We start from the raw sequence: 16,385 nt of genomic DNA, 5'->3' as shown, positions 1-16,385 counted from the left end.
TCCACAGTGTTGACTGGCTAATCGGTAACAAACGGTTAGTCTAATTAACGCGAGACCAATTAATCCGTCCATTCTGTTCGGCGCTGCGCCTCTTTCTCCCAATCCAGCCGAGGGTCTCTCCGGGGCTTTGCAGTCGGCGATCATCAGCTGGATGACGCGTCATTCAGTTCAAGGATGTAGCCGATTCCGCGCGCTGTCTTGATCCGTACTGTTGCTCCCGACTGGGTCAAATGACAGCGTAAGCGGTAGATCCCAACTTCAAGGGCATTGGTTGAGACCTCGTGGTCAAACGCATAGAGGCCATCCTCCAGGGAGACGCGTAGCACAGTGCGGCCGGCGCGGCTGAGCAGATGCTCAAGAATGCACAGTTCGCGGCGCGCGATCCTAAGCGGCCGACCATCAACTGACACTTCTCGGGTGATCGGATCGAAACTTAGATTTCCAAATGTGATGACCGGGGCGGTCGTTTGGTTTGATCGCCTCAGAACGGATCGCATGCGGGCGATCAGCTCATCAGTAGACAAGGGCTTGGGCAGGAAATGGTCCGCACCACTATTGAAAATGGCTATCCGCCTGCTGAGATCATTGAGGCGGCTTATGATTATGGTGGGCATCGAATGTCCGTCCCGCCTCAACTGCTTCAGCCAATCCAGGCCGTCGCCGTCCGGCAAAAGCAACTCGAGCAGGAGCATGTCATAGCTGGCACAATCAAGAGCCGCCCCGGCCTCATCTAACGTGCATGTCACATCAACGGCGAAACCGTAGTCCGAGAGCGCTTCTTGTACAGCGCGCGCAAGGCCCGCCTCATGATCAATGATTAGCGTTCGCATTCATCGCCTCCCGATGCCAACGCCACTGAACACATCACGATTGCTCATGAAGCCGAGCGGCATCGAGCGCTCCTGCTCCAGCGTAAACCTCGTTATCAAGTGCGGTCTACAGCAGTCGCCCAGAACTGCCGAACCGATCGTCAGTTGGGCGAGGGCACTATGAACGTCGTCAGAACAGGCCTTCGAAGACAACACGCAATACAGAATAGCTGGAACTTCAGCTGAACTGACGTGAGAAATCCACACTTGGAGCTCCCCATGCTAGCCTTAAGTCCGCCGTGGCTCTTACTCTGCTGTCGACTTGCGAAGCGAGCTAATCACGGCAGAAACAACTTTGAGCGCGTATAGAAGATTGCCCGTTCCCGTCGATGGCCAGAAGCCGCCAACGGGAAACAATCCCTCCGCCCCGCGGTAGGAAAAGAGGTGTCGAGAAGCGGTGAAAGACATAAGGAATTTCAACAATCGCGACGTTCGGTGACCTGCACCCTGCCCACCGGCTGGCGCGGTACAGTGAAAAAACGGGACTCCGTCCAGCAGCGGCGTTGTCACGCGCATTATTTAGGCAGAGTTCCTGTCCGCACTCCGCCTTTCGTGTCGTATTGCAGCGGGCCGATGTCCGGCTGGGATTAAACTTCTCGTCCCGCTCTGAACGGGCAACCCGAACACACCCAGCTTCGTTCTCGAGCCATTCTCGCAGCAATGGGCGCAAATTAGGCGGTACTAGAATCTCGCCGTGGCCATAGCCTGCGATGACAGCAGCCGTTCGGACTGCGTCTTCGAGCAGCGTGACGAACTCGATCGGCATGATCATAACCGATTGCAACATTCCCAATCCTTGTTTACTTGTCAGAAAGGCTTCGTGCCACGGCGATTAAGTGACATTTTGTCACAAAGACTACAACCTGACGCAGCGTGCGATGCAAGTCGCTTCGCAGGCCGATCGCATGAATCCAGCTGCTGAAGTAGCTGCAGAGAAGGATCGATATAGCGCGACAATCTGGTGGAAGCGCGTATTGCCTCATGGAGGAATGTTCCCGAAGACGCGATCGTTGCCTCATTTATTTTGCTCCCAAGAAGACGGACGGTCGGTACGGGGGAGGCCGGTCGTGGAGCTGGCCGGGGTTGCGCAACGACCGGCCTCCCCCGTACCGGAAGCGGGCGCTGTTACCGCGCAACCGGTGTCTCGTCGAACCGCTCCGCATGATCTGCCGATCCAAACAGCGGCGCGCTTGCCTGCTCGCTGCGCCAGGATTTGAGGCGGCGCTGAAGCGTTCGCAGCAGCTTATCCGGGTACGCGCCCGGATATTCCGCTTGTAGCCTTGTCAGGAGCTCGGCGCCGGTTCGCACGGCTCGGCCTTGAACCACTCCTGCAGCTGTGGGGTCGCCTGAACGAGCGGATCAGGGCGACGACGACCTCGCTTCGCTTTGAGGATCGGCCGGTCCGTCGGTCGAGATGCGCCCTCTTTCCAAGCCGTTCGCAAGCTGGCGAGGAACAAGTCGATTGGCGGGGCCGCAGTAGTCGAATCGCCCGCCGACCTCACGTCGGCAAGGTCGGCCAGACGTTGCTGCGCAGACCGAATGTCACGCAGCAACGCGACCGCGTCCAAGCTGACGCAGATTTCCTGCAGTCGGGCCCGAACCGCATCGGAGGTATGTGGGTCGGCTGCCAGCCGCTGATGCGGCGTCGTCGGCGCACTATAAGATTTACGGACGTGCGCGCCATCGCGCTGTTTTGCGATCAGCTTGAACGACGGCTGGAAGAAGTTCACGAACAGGCGCACTGAGCGATAGAGTTCTGCGAGCAACGCAGCCGCCTCGAGCCCTTCAAACCGCCGATAACCAACCATCCGTCGGACCACGGCTCCGTTCTTCTGTTCGACAAACGCCTGGTCGTTCTTGCGGTAGGGTCGGCACCGCGTGAACACAATGTTCGCCTGCTCACAATACGCTTTCAGCGTTTCGTTTATGAACACGGTATCATTGTCGGTATCGATGCCCTGCAGCGAGAACGGCAGCTGTCGGCGAAGTTCTGTCAACACGGTGCTCAGGAGCGTTTGCTCGCGCACCAGCAACGGCGCACACTCCGTCCAACCGGTCGCAATATCGGTGAGCACCAGCGTCTGGATAAAACTGCCGCGCGCCGAGGGCCCGCTGTGGGCGGCCAGATCGGCGTCGACAAAGCCCGGCGCCGGATCCTTCCAGTCGGCGGACGTCCGTACCGGGATGCTCCGTCGCAATGCGCTCGCCACCGGCCGCCGGCGTTGGCGTCCACCCTCCTGTCGGATCTTGCCCAGCGCCCGATCGATCGTCGACGCGCTCACCGCCAGCAGCTTCGCGCGGATTTCAGGCGCCAGGCCCATGTGGCCGTTCCGTTCCATCGATTCGATCAGGAGCGGCAGCAGCGCTTTCAGTCTCTTGCCGCAAATCCGGTCCGATGCCTCCCAAAGAACAACCAGCGCATTTCGTTCAGCTTCCTCGTAAATCCGGCGACGCGTGCGCCGAACCGAGGATTGCCCGATATCGCCTCGGAGCAGGCGCATCGCATGCTTTCGATGGAAGCCGGTCACAACCACACACTCGTCGAGAATTCGCGCCTTCTCCGCGCGGCTCGCCTCTCTGTAGCGCTGCCCCACAGCGGCCGTCAGCTCTCTTGGAGTCGCCATGCTCAGTTGCCTCATTGTCGCCCCCGCAGTCCCATCCACTGGGGAGCAAATTACGTGAGGCAATGGCCCAGCATTCAGGAACATTTCAGGCGACGCAATGCGCGCTTCCACCCAAATTGCCGCGCGGCAGATCGATGAGAACCAGCTCACCTGTCTGTCGAACTTCGTACATTGTTCAATGGTTTGGCCTCGTATAGCTCTGAGCTGGCTGTACACCCCAGACAGGTGTCCTCCTGTGATGCGCATTGTAGTATGGGGCTGGGCCAATCTGCTCCGGCGCTCGGCGGAGGCCGAGATGCTGCGGGGCGGTGCGACGCCCGACATGGTCGGAGCCTCGCTGCGACTTCGTTCGCCCGATATGTGTTTTCGGCATAAAATAAGCCCTCCGTTTCCGGGGTGATCGGCATCAATCAGGCTCCAGGACACGGATCGTGCCCCGTGGCGTGGTGTAACTGACGGCAGGTCACCGCCAATACTCCGGCGGGTCGGAAGGCATCAGCCTGCCACGGCGGGCAAGCCAACGATGGGATCATCGCTCAAGGGCGCGATGGTTTCCAGTGTCATGTAGCGGGCGCGCTGGACCGCCCATTCGTCGTTCTGCTCGAGGAGGATCGCACCGACCAGGCGGACGATGGCATCTTCATTGGGGAAGATGCCGACGACCTCGGTCCGCCGCTTGATCTCGCCGTTGAGGCGCTCGATCGGATTGGTAACCGGTATGAGATGTCTCGGTGCCAACGTTCCGCTGCGGTATTCTACATCGTAGCGTATGGTGCGACCATCGGAACAGAGGCACCGGGAGCACGATGTGCGGGCAGGCCGATACACACGATGAGCCGAGAGCTCGAGTTAGTAGCTGGCCGCCTCTGCGACTCGCCCGGTTGCGCCGAGAGCGCGAATCCGTAGTTGTCGTGTCGCCCGACAGCTCCCGTCATGTATCTGGCAGGAGGAGGTGCGAATGCGACGGGTAATTGGCATTGATGTCCACCGAACCTTCGGGGAGGTGGTGTTTTGGGAAGACGGCAGGCTCCGACATGCGGGCCGCATTGATATGACGCGGACTGCGTTGGAGGGATTTGGCAAGACCCTGCTGGCCAGTGATGAGGTGGTGGTCGAAGCGACCGCCAACAGCATGGCGGCCTCGCGAGTGCTGGCGCCGTTCGTGGCACGGGTGATTATCGCTAATCCGCTGCAGGTGAAGGCGATCGCCCAGGCTCACGTCAAGACCGACAAGATCGATGCCGGCACGCTCGCCAGTCTGCAGGCGGCCGGGTACCTGCCGCAGATCTGGACACCTGATGCGGAGACTGAACGCAAGCGTAGGCTGGTGGCGCGGCGCTACCAGGTCGTGCGGCACCGTACGCGGCTCAAGAACGAGGTGCATTCGATCCTGCACGCGCACCTGCTCCCGAAGTGCCCGCACGCCGATTTGTTCAACGCTCGCGGCCGGGCGTGGTTGGCCGCTCAACAGCTGCCAGACGATGAGCGCGCGGCGATCGATCGGCACGTCCGTGAGCTTGACCGGCTGGCGGAAGACCTGGCCCTGCTCGACCGCGAGATCGCGCAGAACGCCATCGACGATTCCGCGGTCAACCGATTGATGACGATCACCGGCGTGAATCTGGCGGTCGCCGCCGGCATCGTGGCGGCGATCGGCGACATCAGCCGGTTCAACAGCCCGCAGAAGCTGGTGAGCTATTTCGGGCTGAATCCGCGGGTGCGGCAGTCCGGGCTGGGAGCCGCCCACCACGGCCGCATCAGCAAGATCGGCCGCAGTCATGCGCGTGCCATGCTGGTTGAGGCGGCTTGGGCCGCGGCCAAGGCGCCCGGTCCACTGCATGCGTTTTTCGTTCGCATCCGCGCCCGGCGCGGCCATCAGATTGCCGCGGTGGCTGTGGCTCGCAAGCTCACGGTGCTCTGCTGGCATTTGTTGACGAAGGGCGAGGATTACCTGTGGGCGCGCCCATTGCTGGTCGCCAACAAGACCCGCGCGATGCAGCTTCAAGCCGGGCATCCACAACAGAAAGGCAGCCGGCGCGGGCCAGCCTATGCCTACAACATCAAGGCGCTGCGCGACCGCGAGATGTTGATTGCCGCCCGGGCAGAGCAAAGCTACGAGCGCTTGGTGACGCAATGGAAACCACGGCGGCCAAAAACCGGCGCGCGGGCGCCTCAGCTCGGCAGGACAAAATAGGGCAGCCTGGTGGCGCTTGCAGCCGATGCGCCACGCTTCGCCACGAGGTCGCCCGCGCCTGACAACCATAACCGCGGCTGACGGCAAGATCTAGCCAGGCCAGGAACGCAGTCCCGTTCCACGCCAGCGTGCCGTCGTGCTCGGGCCGGTCAAGGCCAAGCCATACGGTGGCCGCAAATGCGGCCAGCCTTGACCGCCCCTGCGCGCGTCGGCTGCGAGATCGGTGGCCGGGACGGAAGAATGGCCAGCAGCGCGACCGAACAAAAGAATGGACTTACCGCGATCTCCGCAATCGTTGCTTCGGCCATGAAGAAATCGCTTGTCCATCTCATCCGTCGAGTGCAGCTTGGCGCGGTGCGGAGCCGGGAAGCTCATATAGGCGAGTACGTCGGGCTCGGCTTCATCCATGAAGGCGGCGAGCTTGGGCAGCTTGGGACGGAGCTGGTCGGCGACCTTGCGCCACTGCATCCTGGCCGCTTCGGCGTCATCCTGGGCGAAAGCGGTGGCGATGAAGGCGGAGACGACGCGCCTTCCGCTCTTGCCGGCATGCGCCAGGACATTCCGCATGAAGTGGACGCGGCAGCGCTGCCAGGTGGCATTGAGCACCTTGGCGACGGTAGCCTTGATGCCTTCGTGGGCATCCGAGATCACCAGCTTGACGCCACGCAGGCCGCGGCGCGCGAGCTTGCGCAAGAACGCGGTCCAGAACGTCTCGGCCTCGGACGGGCCGATGTCCATGCCGAGAATCTCGCGCCGCCCGTCGCTGTTGACGCCCACCGCGATGATCACGGCCACCGAGACAATGCGGCCATTCTGGCGCACCTTCACGTAGGTGGCATCGATCCACAAATACGGCCAGTCGCCCTCGATCGGGCGGGCGAGGAAGGCCTTCACCTTCTCGTCGATCTCACCGCAGAGCCGGCTCACCTGGCTCTTGGAGATTCCGCTCATGCCCATGGCCTGCACGAGGTCGTCCACCGAACGGGTCGAGACGCCCTGCACGTAGGCTTCCTGGATTACGGCGGTCAGCGCCTTCTCGGCCATCCGGCGCGGCTCCAGGAAACCCGGGAAGTAGCTTCCTTTGCGCAGCTTGGGAATGCGTAGCTCGACCGCGCCGGCACGCGTCTCCCAGGTCCGGTCACGGTAGCCATTGCGCTGGGCCAGACGCTCGGTGTTCTTCTCGCCGTAGGCCGCTCCGGTCAGTCCGGCTACTTCCAGCTCCATCAGCCGCTGGGCGGCAAAGCCGATCATCTCGCGCAAAAGGTCAGCGTCTGGGGCCTTCTCCACGAGCGCGCGAAGGTTCATCATCTCGTCGGTCATCGGTGGTTCCTCGAATCAGGTTGGTGTCAGCAACCCGACCCTACCGGCGAATTGCCGGTGACCACCGCAAAGCCGTCCGCCCGCTACGGCGCTATTTGAGGGCGCGCGTGCGGACGGCTTTGCTCTACCGAGCTACACCACTGCTGGGGACACGACCAGGACACGAGTGCACAGTGGCTTACATCAGGTTATGTAAGCCGAGGTTCGGATGCTGGTTGTGGAGACGATTGCCAAGATCCGTCGCGCCGTTTTGTTGATGATCATCGGACCAAGGCGATCTGACGAGAACATGGCTTATCGCAGAAGCTGGTTCGCAAAGGTCATCCGTTCTGAAGACGACAAAGTTCCGGTAGGAGCGAGAGAGCAGCCGTACCAGAGATGGGCCGCCTGAAGTGCCGAACCTGATCGGTTGCTAGTCGCGAGGAGAGGAAGGCGTCGCGGAGCGCCGAGGCTGATCGGGTTACTCGAAGAGCTTTGCGGCGTGGGTTACGCTGGTGGCTACGGATGAATGCGCGCTCGGGGCGTCTCCGCAACCCCGCAGCGCGAGCGCTCATAGCAGAGCATCTCGATCAAAAGGACCTGGATGCTGATGAGGGAGCCATTCCAATGCCGACTACAGATGATCTGTCTTTTTGAAACAGGGGGCTTCATGGGCTGATCGTTGTCGCCGGCCGGAGCAAGCTTCAAACTGCATTGAGCCTGCGGCAAGGCACCAGCGTCAAGGTTGAAAGGGTGTCGGCAGCCAATCGAACTCGCCGGTGGCCGATCGCTTTAGCGAGCTAGTCTTGAATGGTGAGGTGTGAGGGAGGGGCGCTGGCGCGCTCCTCCATGAACAAAACCAATCGCTTATTTAAAGCAATATTCTGGCATGACACTCAAGCAATAGAAAGTGCTGTTCAGCGGCCATCTGCTGGATGACCTAGCGGATCTGCGAGTCTGCGATTTGTTCGAACCATCGCATGCTCAGGCTCCCACACCAGCGCCACATCTCACCTGACTGTCGGGTTTCCGCCCTCCGCAATCGGCAACTGACGTCGCGTTCTAGGCGACACGAGGCGATTCTATGGATTCGATGCCGGTGCCACATGCCGCCTCACAGAATCTTTCGCCCGCGGCTTGATAAACTATCGTGTCGAGGACGCATCGTCGCCGTCACAGAAGCCAGTAATCGCCGCGGGGCTGAAGGCCCGTCTCAGTACATCTTTTGTGCAGTGATTGTCGACAAATGCAGGCCGTTGGGGTTGGCGTAACGATTGGTGAGGCTTTGGAAAAACCTATCCATCTGGCCTGGTTCAACAGTAAATTCTCCGTAGTTAGGATCGAAGAGCGTGGTCATTCCATTCGATGCCGACGTCGCAATTGTGTGTCTGTCACCTTCGGCGAAACCCAAGCTGAGCAAATACTTCGACCCGTCGGCGGTGATTTTGGTCATGATGCGCGAGAAGCTCGCCGGCTCGTCGAACCTGTATACCTTGTCTCTTTCGGAGGGATGCAAGCCCGCTTCACGGAAGATGGTGGTTTTTGCCTCAACGTTCGCCTGAGAAGATCCTGTTCCCTCGCTTCGTAAAAAACGATTGAGGTCTAGAAACCGCTGCTGCCGCTCAGCCGCCGAGTCGTGCCCGTCCGATCCGGGTAACAGCGCAGTCATTCGGGATCTCGGGCTGTTGTGGAGATTGGTGAACCACTCCGCAGTAAGCCCAACGCAGATGCCGTCTACATTCGCCTCCGGCAATTCGGCCGTCCTGTATTGGAAGACGGAGGTGCTCGGTCTCGCTGGAGAAGACGAACGGGGATTTGATGAGAGAGAGGATGTACTGAGGTCGGAGGAGTGTGAACGCTGAAAATGTGCATCCGAGGTATGTGGCTTACTGCAGCAGAGCCCCATTCTGTCGGGCAACTCCCCAGATGGCAGATTCCTCCGCAGCGCGAGATCCTTAAGTGTTTCCACAAAGCTGTCGGCATCCACTGCCTGACTGAGTTCGTCAGCTTCGCTAGCGCGTGTGCATGAGCTACCGATTCGATTGTACATCATAATTCGCGTTTCCTTTCTCACGTCCCGTCGCAGCGTTCGGGCTGCCAAGGCCCTGCTGCGAATGATACTCAGGCAAGCTGACGACGAGCTGACGGACCGGTGTTCTCCAGCAGTCGATGGGCGCAGCCGAGCCAGCGGTAGGGGCTTTGTCGACGGCGCGCGGCCGGGGTCTCGCTACGATCGATTGCTGTGCGAACCTGGGCCGACGCATGGCTGCGAGAGCCTGAGCTACGTACTAACCGCGAGGCTGCCTGTCAAGCGACGTCCGGATTTGACCCCGCATATTGCCTCAGATGACAATGTTACCGAAGCGCACCCTGGTGTCTCCTGAATCAGCTGCCGCGAGTCCGAGCAAGCCGCTCGCGAAGCGCGCCCTCCAGCGCGCCGTAGCGAGCGAGCGGCTTGCGGTGATTCGGCGAAAGAACCTGTTGGGATTAGATACTCAGACACGAAGCTTGGACCGATAATGTGATCTCTGTGCTGCTGATGAGCTGTCGAGCGGCCTTTGATCGCCAATTCTTCAGCAATCGCTGCACCGTACGCCGCTGCTGGCCGCCGAACCGACCGGGCGCATGCGCTTCCAGCCGAGAGAGAAGATCGACTGCGGACAGGTGCGGAGCCGCGGCGAGCCATTCCTCGATGATAGGAATGTAGGGGTCGAGCATCGATGGCCGACGTGGCACAGGCTTGCGCCGAACATAACGGCGCCGATGAATGCCCCGCTGCTCACCCTGTTTCCAACCATCGCCGAGCTCTCGGGCAAAGGCCGCCAAGTCGCTTTGCACCGGCGCGACAGTCATCGCTGGCTTTCTAAAGCGTGATGGCATTAAGTTCGATAGCCCGAATTTTTGAGGTAGTTGGCGCACTCCTCGGAGGTGAAGGCATCGAGTGCGTGGCCGATTGCGGTGCAGACCGCATCGACGGTTCGGGCGGCAGCTTTGCGGAGCAGGTGCTTGAGCTTGGCAAAGACCTGTTCGATCGGGTTCAGGTCGGGCGAGTATTTTGGCAGGAAGAAGAGTTTGGCGCCGACCGAACGGATAAGCTGGCGAACTGCTTTGCTCCTGTGGCTGCCGAGGTTGTCCAAGACGACGATATCGCCGGGTCGAAGGACGGGCAGCAGAACCTTCTCGACATAGGTCCGAAAGCTCCCGCCGTCGATCGGCCCCTCGATGAACCATGGCGCATCGATCCGGTCATGGCGCAGGGCCGCCAGGAAGGTCATGGTTTTCCAGCGGCCATGGGGAACCTTGGCGTGAAGTCTGCGCCCGCGCGGCGCCCATCCCCGCAGAGGCGCCATGTCGGTCCTGGTCCAGGTCTCGTCGATGAAGACCAGCCGTTCAGCTTCGACGCGACCTTGATATTTTGTCCACTGGGCTCGCCGCCGCGCGACCTCGGGACGATCGCGTTCGCCAGCCGCCACGCTTTTTTTTGAAGCTGAGCTTCTCGGCATGAACGAAGTCCCACACCGAGTGGTAGTCGACCTTCAGACCGCGCTCGGCAAGCTCGGCAACGAGCCCGCGTATGGTAAAATCGCCGTCCTTGATCCGTCGCGACAGCCAGACCGCGTGGTCTCCCGAAACCGCCTTCGGCTTGTGCCCACCCATCTGGCCGGGCTCAACGCTGCCGGTCTCCTCGACCCGCTGCATCCAGCCGATGGCAGTGCTGATCGCCACCCCAAACTGTTTGGCCGCCCGATTGCGCGACATCCCGCCCTCGATCGCGGCCACGACACGCTTGCGGAGATCCAGAGAATAAGGCTTGCCCATCCATGCTGGCCTCCAATCCAGCCAGCATGCTGAATCAGAAATCCACTGATTTGGGAATCCCAAATCGATTCAACCTAACCCCATCCCGCTTTAGCCCGCTGATCAACGCGCTTGCCCAGCTCATTTTGAGCGTCCCGCATCTGTGCCAGCAATGCCACCGGATCAAGCGTGCGGTAAATCTCCCGCAGCCGACGTTTGAAGGCCTCATTGAGCCTCGGGTGGACCAATGCTCTTTCGTACGGCGTAGCGGGAGGAAGATAGCGCTTGATCACCTTGGCACCTTCGCGGTGCTTTTCCTTCAGCTTAAATGAGGGCTGGAAGAAATTGATGTGCAGCCGTGCCGCCGCAAACAGGCGAGCTAATGAGCGAGCGGCACCAATGCCTTCAAACCGCCCGTAGCCCACCAGGCGGCGAACGATAGCTCCGTTCTTTTGTTCAACGAACGCCTGATCGTTCTTCTTGTAGGCCCTGGAACGAGTGACTTCGACATCGTGAGAGCGGCACCACGATACGACCGTGTCGTTCATGAAGGCGCTGTCGTTGTCAAAATCGAGCCCGCGAACGGGCCAGGGAAATAGGTTCTGCGCGCGCTCGAGAGCCTCGACCACAAGAGCTGCTTCACGCACGACGAGCGGAAAGCATTCGGTCCACCCCGTTGCGATATCCACCATTGTTAGCGTCTGAATGAACGCGCCGGATACGGACATACCGCCGTGCGCGACCAGATCCGCTTCGCAGTAACCCGGCGGAGGTGATCCCCAGTCATTGAATGTGCGCACCGGGACTTGCCGCCGTACGGCACTGGAAAAGCCCGCCCGCCGTCGGCGTCCTCCGGCTGCGGCGATCTTTACATCGCTCAGCAGGCGATCGATCGTCGCCGCGCTCACCTTCAAAACCAGCGACCGCTCCTCGGCAGAAAGCTGCAATCTGCCGTGCTGTTCAAGTGCCGGAAGCAAGAACGGGATCATCGAGACGAGCCGCTTACTGCAGAGCCGGTCAGAGGCGTCCCATAGCACAATCAGTGCAACGCGAATGGAAGCCCCGTAGGTCCGGCCCCGCCGCCGCGGCATGGCCGATCCCGATGCGCCGTCCACTGACAGTGCTCGGATCGCGTGCTTGCGATGCCATCCCGTGACGGCGCAAAGCTCGTCTAGGATCCGTCCCTTCTCGGGCCGCCCGCCCGCCCGATAACGCTCGGCCAGCGCTGATGTGATCTCGCGCTTTCCGCGCATGCTGATCTTTCCTGCCATAGCCGCCACCGAACTGATTCGGCAGCTCCGCCCCAGACTCGACAGGGAAGTTGTCCGGTAACATTTTTAGTGAGGCAATGCGGGGGTCAATTTTCCACGTCGCCCGACAGGCTGCCGGCGCAGTGTTCGGGCAACCAGACTAGAATGGAATTGCTGGAGGTACACCCGGGACGCTCTCGGGGAATTGGCCGACGCTTACTGCGACCACGCGATCTTTGCGGTAGAGGTTGAGACGGGCGGCTTTTCGGAGCGGCGTGGCCAATTCCATCTCGAAGCCGCAGACTCAGCAAATTGCGTCGTCCAAATTAAAAATCTCTCCCGCAAACTCCATCATGCCTCGACAGGTGCCGACCGCGAAGGCAACCCTGCACCCGGCGCGTATCTTAGAAGCAAAGATCAACGATCTGTATTTCGTCCTCCTGAAAATCACGGCCGAGTGACGTCCTTCAAACATTCCGTAGCAACTTCCGTTGTGCGCATGGGCGTATTTAGATGGCCCACGGTGCGGCTCTCCTAGCAGGCCGGAGAGCTGTGATTGTTGTTCGCTTTCTAACAACGCCCGAGCGGCTGTCACTTTCAAAACAGCTTCCACCTGGCGTTGGGTCGTGTATTTCAAAGCGTAATCAGAAGCTTAAACACCAGAGGCAGCGCTGGCATGGTGGTTGCTATGAGCTCACCGCAACACTGAGTGAGGGCTGAGTGCACGCCGACGCGCACTCCCCTTGAACCCGTGTGCCCTGTTTCTGAAAAAAGAAACAACCTCGCGCGCAAATCGCGCAATCTTTGCCAATCGGTTGATGGAGAGCAACATGGCTTCACTGAGACAAATCGCATTCTACGGCAAGGGTGGCATCGGCAAGTCGACCACCTCGCAGAACACGCTGGCGGCGCTAGCCGAGATGGGCCACAAGATCTTGATCGTCGGCTGCGATCCCAAAGCAGACTCGACCCGCCTCATCCTGCACGCGAAAGCCCAGGACACGATTCTGAGCCTGGCGGCGAACGCCGGCAGCGTCGAAGACCTCGAAATCGAGGACGTGATGAAGATCGGCTACAAGGACATCCGCTGCGTTGAATCGGGGGGGCCGGAGCCGGGTGTGGGGTGCGCCGGTCGCGGCGTCATCACCTCGATCAACTTCCTGGAAGAGAATGGCGCCTATGAGGACATCGACTACGTCTCTTATGACGTGCTCGGCGATGTCGTCTGCGGCGGCTTTGCGATGCCGATCCGCGAAAACAAGGCGCAGGAAATCTACATCGTAATGTCCGGGGAGATGATGGCAATGTATGCCGCCAACAACATCTCAAAGGGCATTCTGAAATATGCCAACTCCGGCGGCGTGCGGCTCGGTGGACTGATCTGCAACGAGCGGCAGACCGACAAGGAACTGGAGCTGGCGGAGGCGCTGGCTAAGAAGCTCGGCACCCAGCTGATCTATTTCGTTCCGCGCGACAATGTCGTGCAGCACGCGGAGCTGCGCCGCATGACCGTGCTGGAATATGCGTCGAACTCTAAGCAGGCGGATCATTATCGCAATCTCGCGACCAGGATCCACAACAATGGCGGCAAGGGCATCATTCCAACCCCGATCTCCATGGACGAACTCGAGGACATGTTGATGGAGCACGGCATCATGAAGCCGGTCGATGAGTCCATCGTCGGCAAGACCGCCGCCGAACTCGCTGGCTCGTAAGAGCGCGCGAATGAATGCCGGCCTCCCCGATCCTCTCCATGGAGGCCGGCGTTCTGGCGAAGACTTGGCTCCAGCACGGGATCCGATAAAACAGCTTGACCGTAATGGAGTCGTGAATTCATGTTCGAAGTACAATCTTTCCGATGAATATCACCAGAGTGGCTGACGCGAGCGATGGGGCGCATACAGGAATTGCGACTTATCACCTGCTCACTGGCTGCCATCCCGCAAAGGCCGACATCAGTAGCGACAGCGATTTCGATCGCCACGTGTTGGCGTCCATTGTGGCTGCCGCAGCGATGGAGGCGGAGCCGATTTTCGACAAGGTAGGCCTCTCCAGCGATGAGCTGGCGGCATTGCTCGAGCAGAACTTCCCCTCGATTCGGATCGAAGACGAGAAGCTGCTTTTGCATTGCAAACGCGATGAGAGCGACGAGGTCGCAATGGTGCGTGATCTCCTGTTCGCGCAACGATCGACCGAAGGGGACACCGGCCGCTGGTTGGCTGCAATGATCGCGCGTCGCGCCATCGAGCCAAATCACTTGTGGGAAGATCTAGGATTGCGCGATCGTGGCGAACTCGCCCGCCTGTTGAGGCGTCATTTCGCGCCGCTCGCTGCCCGTAACATCAACAATATGCGCTGGAAGCGCTTCTTCTATCGCATCCTGTGCGAGGACGATGGACTTGTGATTTGCACGATGCCGGTCTGCACGCAATGTACTGACTTCAACCTCTGCTTTGGCGATGAGAGCGGGCAGAGCCGGATGGCTGAGCGCCGGCGCGACGCTCTGTTGCAAGCGCCTGCCCCGGTCACTGCCGGCGGCTGGACTAGCTGAGCGCGCCGTGGATCGTCTGTTGGTGCGCCTTCCGGATGATAACCGCGGGGGTCTGGCGGGCTTCGACGAGGTTCAAGTAGACGCGGCTAAGGCCAGTTTTGGCAGGCTAGATCCCGAGGTCGGCTGCAAGGATCTGTTGCTCAATGCCGGTCTGCGCCCGACCCGAAGCGGGTGATCTTAGGCGAGTTGCTATCTGCCAGGGCATCCGGCATGTCACCGCAGAGATGCTGTTTGCCGAGGCGCGCGATACCGGCTTTCCGGTCTCGCAGTCTACCGTCTACAAAATTTTGAACCGATTAACGCAAGCGGGCCTGTTGCGCCGGATTGCTTTCGACGGGTTGCAATCGTTTTTCGACACCAACACCACACCGCATCCGCATTACTATCTTCACGGAGAAGATATCCTGCTCAATATTCCCGAAGCCGAGCTGCTGCTTGCGAATGCGCCTGCGGCGCTGTCGGGCCACGAAGTCTCCCGTGTCGATCTGATCATTCATCTGCGCCGCAAGCCGAGTTGATCTGAACCTATCGCGCCTAAAGGTAAGCCGGCCCGTCGAATTTGCGACGCTGTCACGTTTGCGACAACGGGTTAGTGAAAAAGTGCCGTCTGCTCAATGAGTTAGGTCGAATGGTGGCGTGGCATATGGGTTGCTAAGGCCTTCCTGGCCAAGACCAACAAGGAGTCCCCATGACCGCCGCCGCTGCGAAACCATCGTCCGGCACCGCTCGGACCATGCCGATCGTGCTCTGACCCAGTGTGCGTGAAGAACCGTGCGCAGCATCCATGCAGTGATCTTCTACTGGCTCGCGAGCCGCCTCTGGAGAAGCGGCTGGCAGTAACGGTGCGGCTGTTGTCCTGGTTCGGCCGCTTCCTGGCTCATACCGACATCCATCCCGGCGCGACCAGCGGTCGCTTGGTCATCGATCGTGGCGCCTGTGTCGTGATCGGCGAGACTGCCGAAGTGGGTAGGGATGCGGCATCCCGCTTAGCGAGTATCATTGTCGCACAGGCAAGCGCCACTCTACCGCGGAGGACTGGGTGTTGGTCGGCGACGGAGCAAAGATCTTAGTTCGGATCACCCTCGCATACCACGCGCACGTGGCGCGACATTCAGTTTCTATCGAGAGCACCCCGTCGAACGCCACCGTCGTGGGCATCCCGGCGCGCGCGTGCGGTCGCTCCGGAGCCATCGCCGCTTTATCGGCCATTCTCCATCGATGCTTTTCCGCTCGGCGGGCGATCGGCGTTTGCTCCACGGTCGAACTTCTGGCGGCGTTTGGGTATATGCAGCGCCGCCTGCGCGAGGCGGGGAGCCGCCTGCCGACCAGCCTATCCCGGGTCCCGACCGGGCCGAGGGCCTAACCCAAGGAGATTTTCGATGAGCGACACACAACCGGCTGCCGGCATCCTATATCGACTCAACAAGGCTTGCTCGGCGGAGGAATTTTTTGCTCTCCTCGGTGTCGACTACGACCCCCAGATCGTCAACGTCGCGCGCCTGCATATCTTAAAGCGCATGGGACAATATCTCGCCAAGGAGCAATTCACCGGTGCCGCAGAAGCGGAGGTGAGGGCGAGGTGCAAGGCGGTACTGCAGCAGGCCTATGCCGATTTCGTGGCGTCGTCACCGATCGAACAGCGGGTGTTCAAGGTTTTGCAGGATGCGGTCGCGGAGCCCAAGAAGCACAGGGGCTTCGTGCCATTGAATACGCTAAAGTAACCTCGCGCATCACGTCAGTGCGGTTTGCCCCAAACCATGTCGGATCAGCGCGTTGCGTCGCCTTGCTCATGATCGAGAT

The 16,385-nt window shown here is 60.4% G+C and carries 11 protein-coding genes and 3 pseudogenes; 6 read left to right on the top strand and 8 right to left on the bottom strand.

Annotated features, from left to right (window positions below; all coding sequences use genetic code 11):
- Positions 1-143 precede the first annotated feature (143 nt).
- The 3 genes and pseudogenes from QA643_RS27070 to QA643_RS27060 all read right to left on the bottom strand — a co-directional run.
- Positions 144-830: a response regulator transcription factor gene (locus tag QA643_RS27070; RefSeq protein WP_283028805.1), complete on the bottom strand. Its 687-nt coding sequence runs from the start codon at positions 828-830 to the stop codon at positions 144-146.
- Positions 831-1,994: 1,164 nt separating this feature from the next.
- Positions 1,995-3,508: pseudogene (locus QA643_RS27065) on the bottom strand (ISNCY family transposase).
- A 480-nt stretch (positions 3,509-3,988) separates the two neighbouring features.
- Positions 3,989-4,204 (bottom strand): annotated as a pseudogene (locus QA643_RS27060) (transposase); the annotation flags it as partial.
- 265 nt (positions 4,205-4,469) lie between these two features.
- Here QA643_RS27060 and QA643_RS27055 point away from each other — a divergent pair.
- Positions 4,470-5,687: an IS110 family transposase gene (locus tag QA643_RS27055; RefSeq protein WP_283034945.1), complete on the top strand. Its 1,218-nt coding sequence runs from the start codon at positions 4,470-4,472 to the stop codon at positions 5,685-5,687.
- A 318-nt stretch (positions 5,688-6,005) separates the two neighbouring features.
- On the opposite strand, the pseudogene QA643_RS27050 reads toward QA643_RS27055, so the two are convergent.
- The 5 genes and pseudogenes from QA643_RS27050 to QA643_RS27030 all read right to left on the bottom strand — a co-directional run.
- Positions 6,006-7,007 (bottom strand): annotated as a pseudogene (locus QA643_RS27050) (IS256 family transposase); the annotation flags it as partial.
- Between the two features lie 1,192 nt (positions 7,008-8,199).
- Positions 8,200-8,892 carry a YopT-type cysteine protease domain-containing protein gene (locus QA643_RS27045; protein ID WP_283034944.1) on the bottom strand — a complete coding sequence of 231 codons (693 nt, stop codon included), beginning with the start codon at positions 8,890-8,892 and terminating at the stop codon, positions 8,200-8,202.
- A gap of 581 nt (positions 8,893-9,473) precedes the next feature.
- Entirely contained in the window at positions 9,474-9,839 is a 366-nt protein-coding gene (locus QA643_RS27040) for a hypothetical protein (protein ID WP_283028804.1), read from the bottom strand.
- Between the two features lie 26 nt (positions 9,840-9,865).
- Positions 9,866-10,805 (bottom strand): IS630 family transposase gene (locus QA643_RS27035; protein WP_283028803.1). Its coding sequence is split into 2 segments (ribosomal slippage): positions 9,866-10,460 and positions 10,459-10,805, totalling 942 coding nucleotides; the frame shifts between segments, so codons are not numbered across the junction.
- A 74-nt stretch (positions 10,806-10,879) separates the two neighbouring features.
- Entirely contained in the window at positions 10,880-12,055 is a 1,176-nt protein-coding gene (locus tag QA643_RS27030) for a transposase family protein (protein WP_283028802.1), read from the bottom strand.
- A 254-nt stretch (positions 12,056-12,309) separates the two neighbouring features.
- On the opposite strand from QA643_RS27030, the gene QA643_RS27025 reads away from it, so the two are divergent.
- From QA643_RS27025 to nifW, 5 genes are all read left to right on the top strand, one after another.
- Positions 12,310-12,495: a hypothetical protein gene (locus tag QA643_RS27025; RefSeq protein ID WP_283028801.1), complete on the top strand. Its 186-nt coding sequence runs from the start codon at positions 12,310-12,312 to the stop codon at positions 12,493-12,495.
- A 369-nt stretch (positions 12,496-12,864) separates the two neighbouring features.
- Positions 12,865-13,749: a nitrogenase iron protein gene (gene nifH / locus QA643_RS27020; protein WP_283028800.1), complete on the top strand. Its 885-nt coding sequence runs from the start codon at positions 12,865-12,867 to the stop codon at positions 13,747-13,749.
- A 143-nt stretch (positions 13,750-13,892) separates the two neighbouring features.
- Positions 13,893-14,585 (top strand): nitrogen fixation protein NifQ, encoded by a 693-nt coding sequence (locus tag QA643_RS27015; RefSeq protein ID WP_283028799.1) that lies wholly within the window; start codon positions 13,893-13,895, stop codon positions 14,583-14,585.
- A gap of 143 nt (positions 14,586-14,728) precedes the next feature.
- Positions 14,729-15,103 (top strand): transcriptional repressor, encoded by a 375-nt coding sequence (locus QA643_RS27010; RefSeq protein ID WP_283028798.1) that lies wholly within the window; start codon positions 14,729-14,731, stop codon positions 15,101-15,103.
- Between the two features lie 861 nt (positions 15,104-15,964).
- Positions 15,965-16,306 carry a nitrogenase stabilizing/protective protein NifW gene (nifW, locus tag QA643_RS27005; RefSeq protein ID WP_283028797.1) on the top strand — a complete coding sequence of 114 codons (342 nt, stop codon included), beginning with the start codon at positions 15,965-15,967 and terminating at the stop codon, positions 16,304-16,306.
- Positions 16,307-16,385: the final 79 nt, after the last annotated feature.

The sequence above is a fragment of the Bradyrhizobium sp. CB3481 genome (assembly GCF_029714305.1).
GTDB lineage: Bacteria > Pseudomonadota > Alphaproteobacteria > Rhizobiales > Xanthobacteraceae > Bradyrhizobium.
Note: the sequence above shows the minus strand (reverse complement) of the source record. Positions and strands in the feature narration are given on the sequence as shown.

Coding starts and splice junctions, on each gene's coding strand:
- QA643_RS27070 (WP_283028805.1), bottom strand. CDS start 830: ATGCGAACGCTAATCATTGATCATGAGGCGGGCCTTGCGCGCGCTGTA.
- QA643_RS27045 (WP_283034944.1), bottom strand. CDS start 8,892: ATGGGGCTCTGCTGCAGTAAGCCACATACCTCGGATGCACATTTTCAG.
- QA643_RS27040 (WP_283028804.1), bottom strand. CDS start 9,839: ATGACTGTCGCGCCGGTGCAAAGCGACTTGGCGGCCTTTGCCCGAGAG.
- QA643_RS27030 (WP_283028802.1), bottom strand. CDS start 12,055: ATGGCAGGAAAGATCAGCATGCGCGGAAAGCGCGAGATCACATCAGCG.
- nifH (WP_283028800.1), top strand. CDS start 12,865: ATGGCTTCACTGAGACAAATCGCATTCTACGGCAAGGGTGGCATCGGC.
- QA643_RS27015 (WP_283028799.1), top strand. CDS start 13,893: ATGAATATCACCAGAGTGGCTGACGCGAGCGATGGGGCGCATACAGGA.
- QA643_RS27010 (WP_283028798.1), top strand. CDS start 14,729: ATGCCGGTCTGCGCCCGACCCGAAGCGGGTGATCTTAGGCGAGTTGCT.
- nifW (WP_283028797.1), top strand. CDS start 15,965: ATGAGCGACACACAACCGGCTGCCGGCATCCTATATCGACTCAACAAG.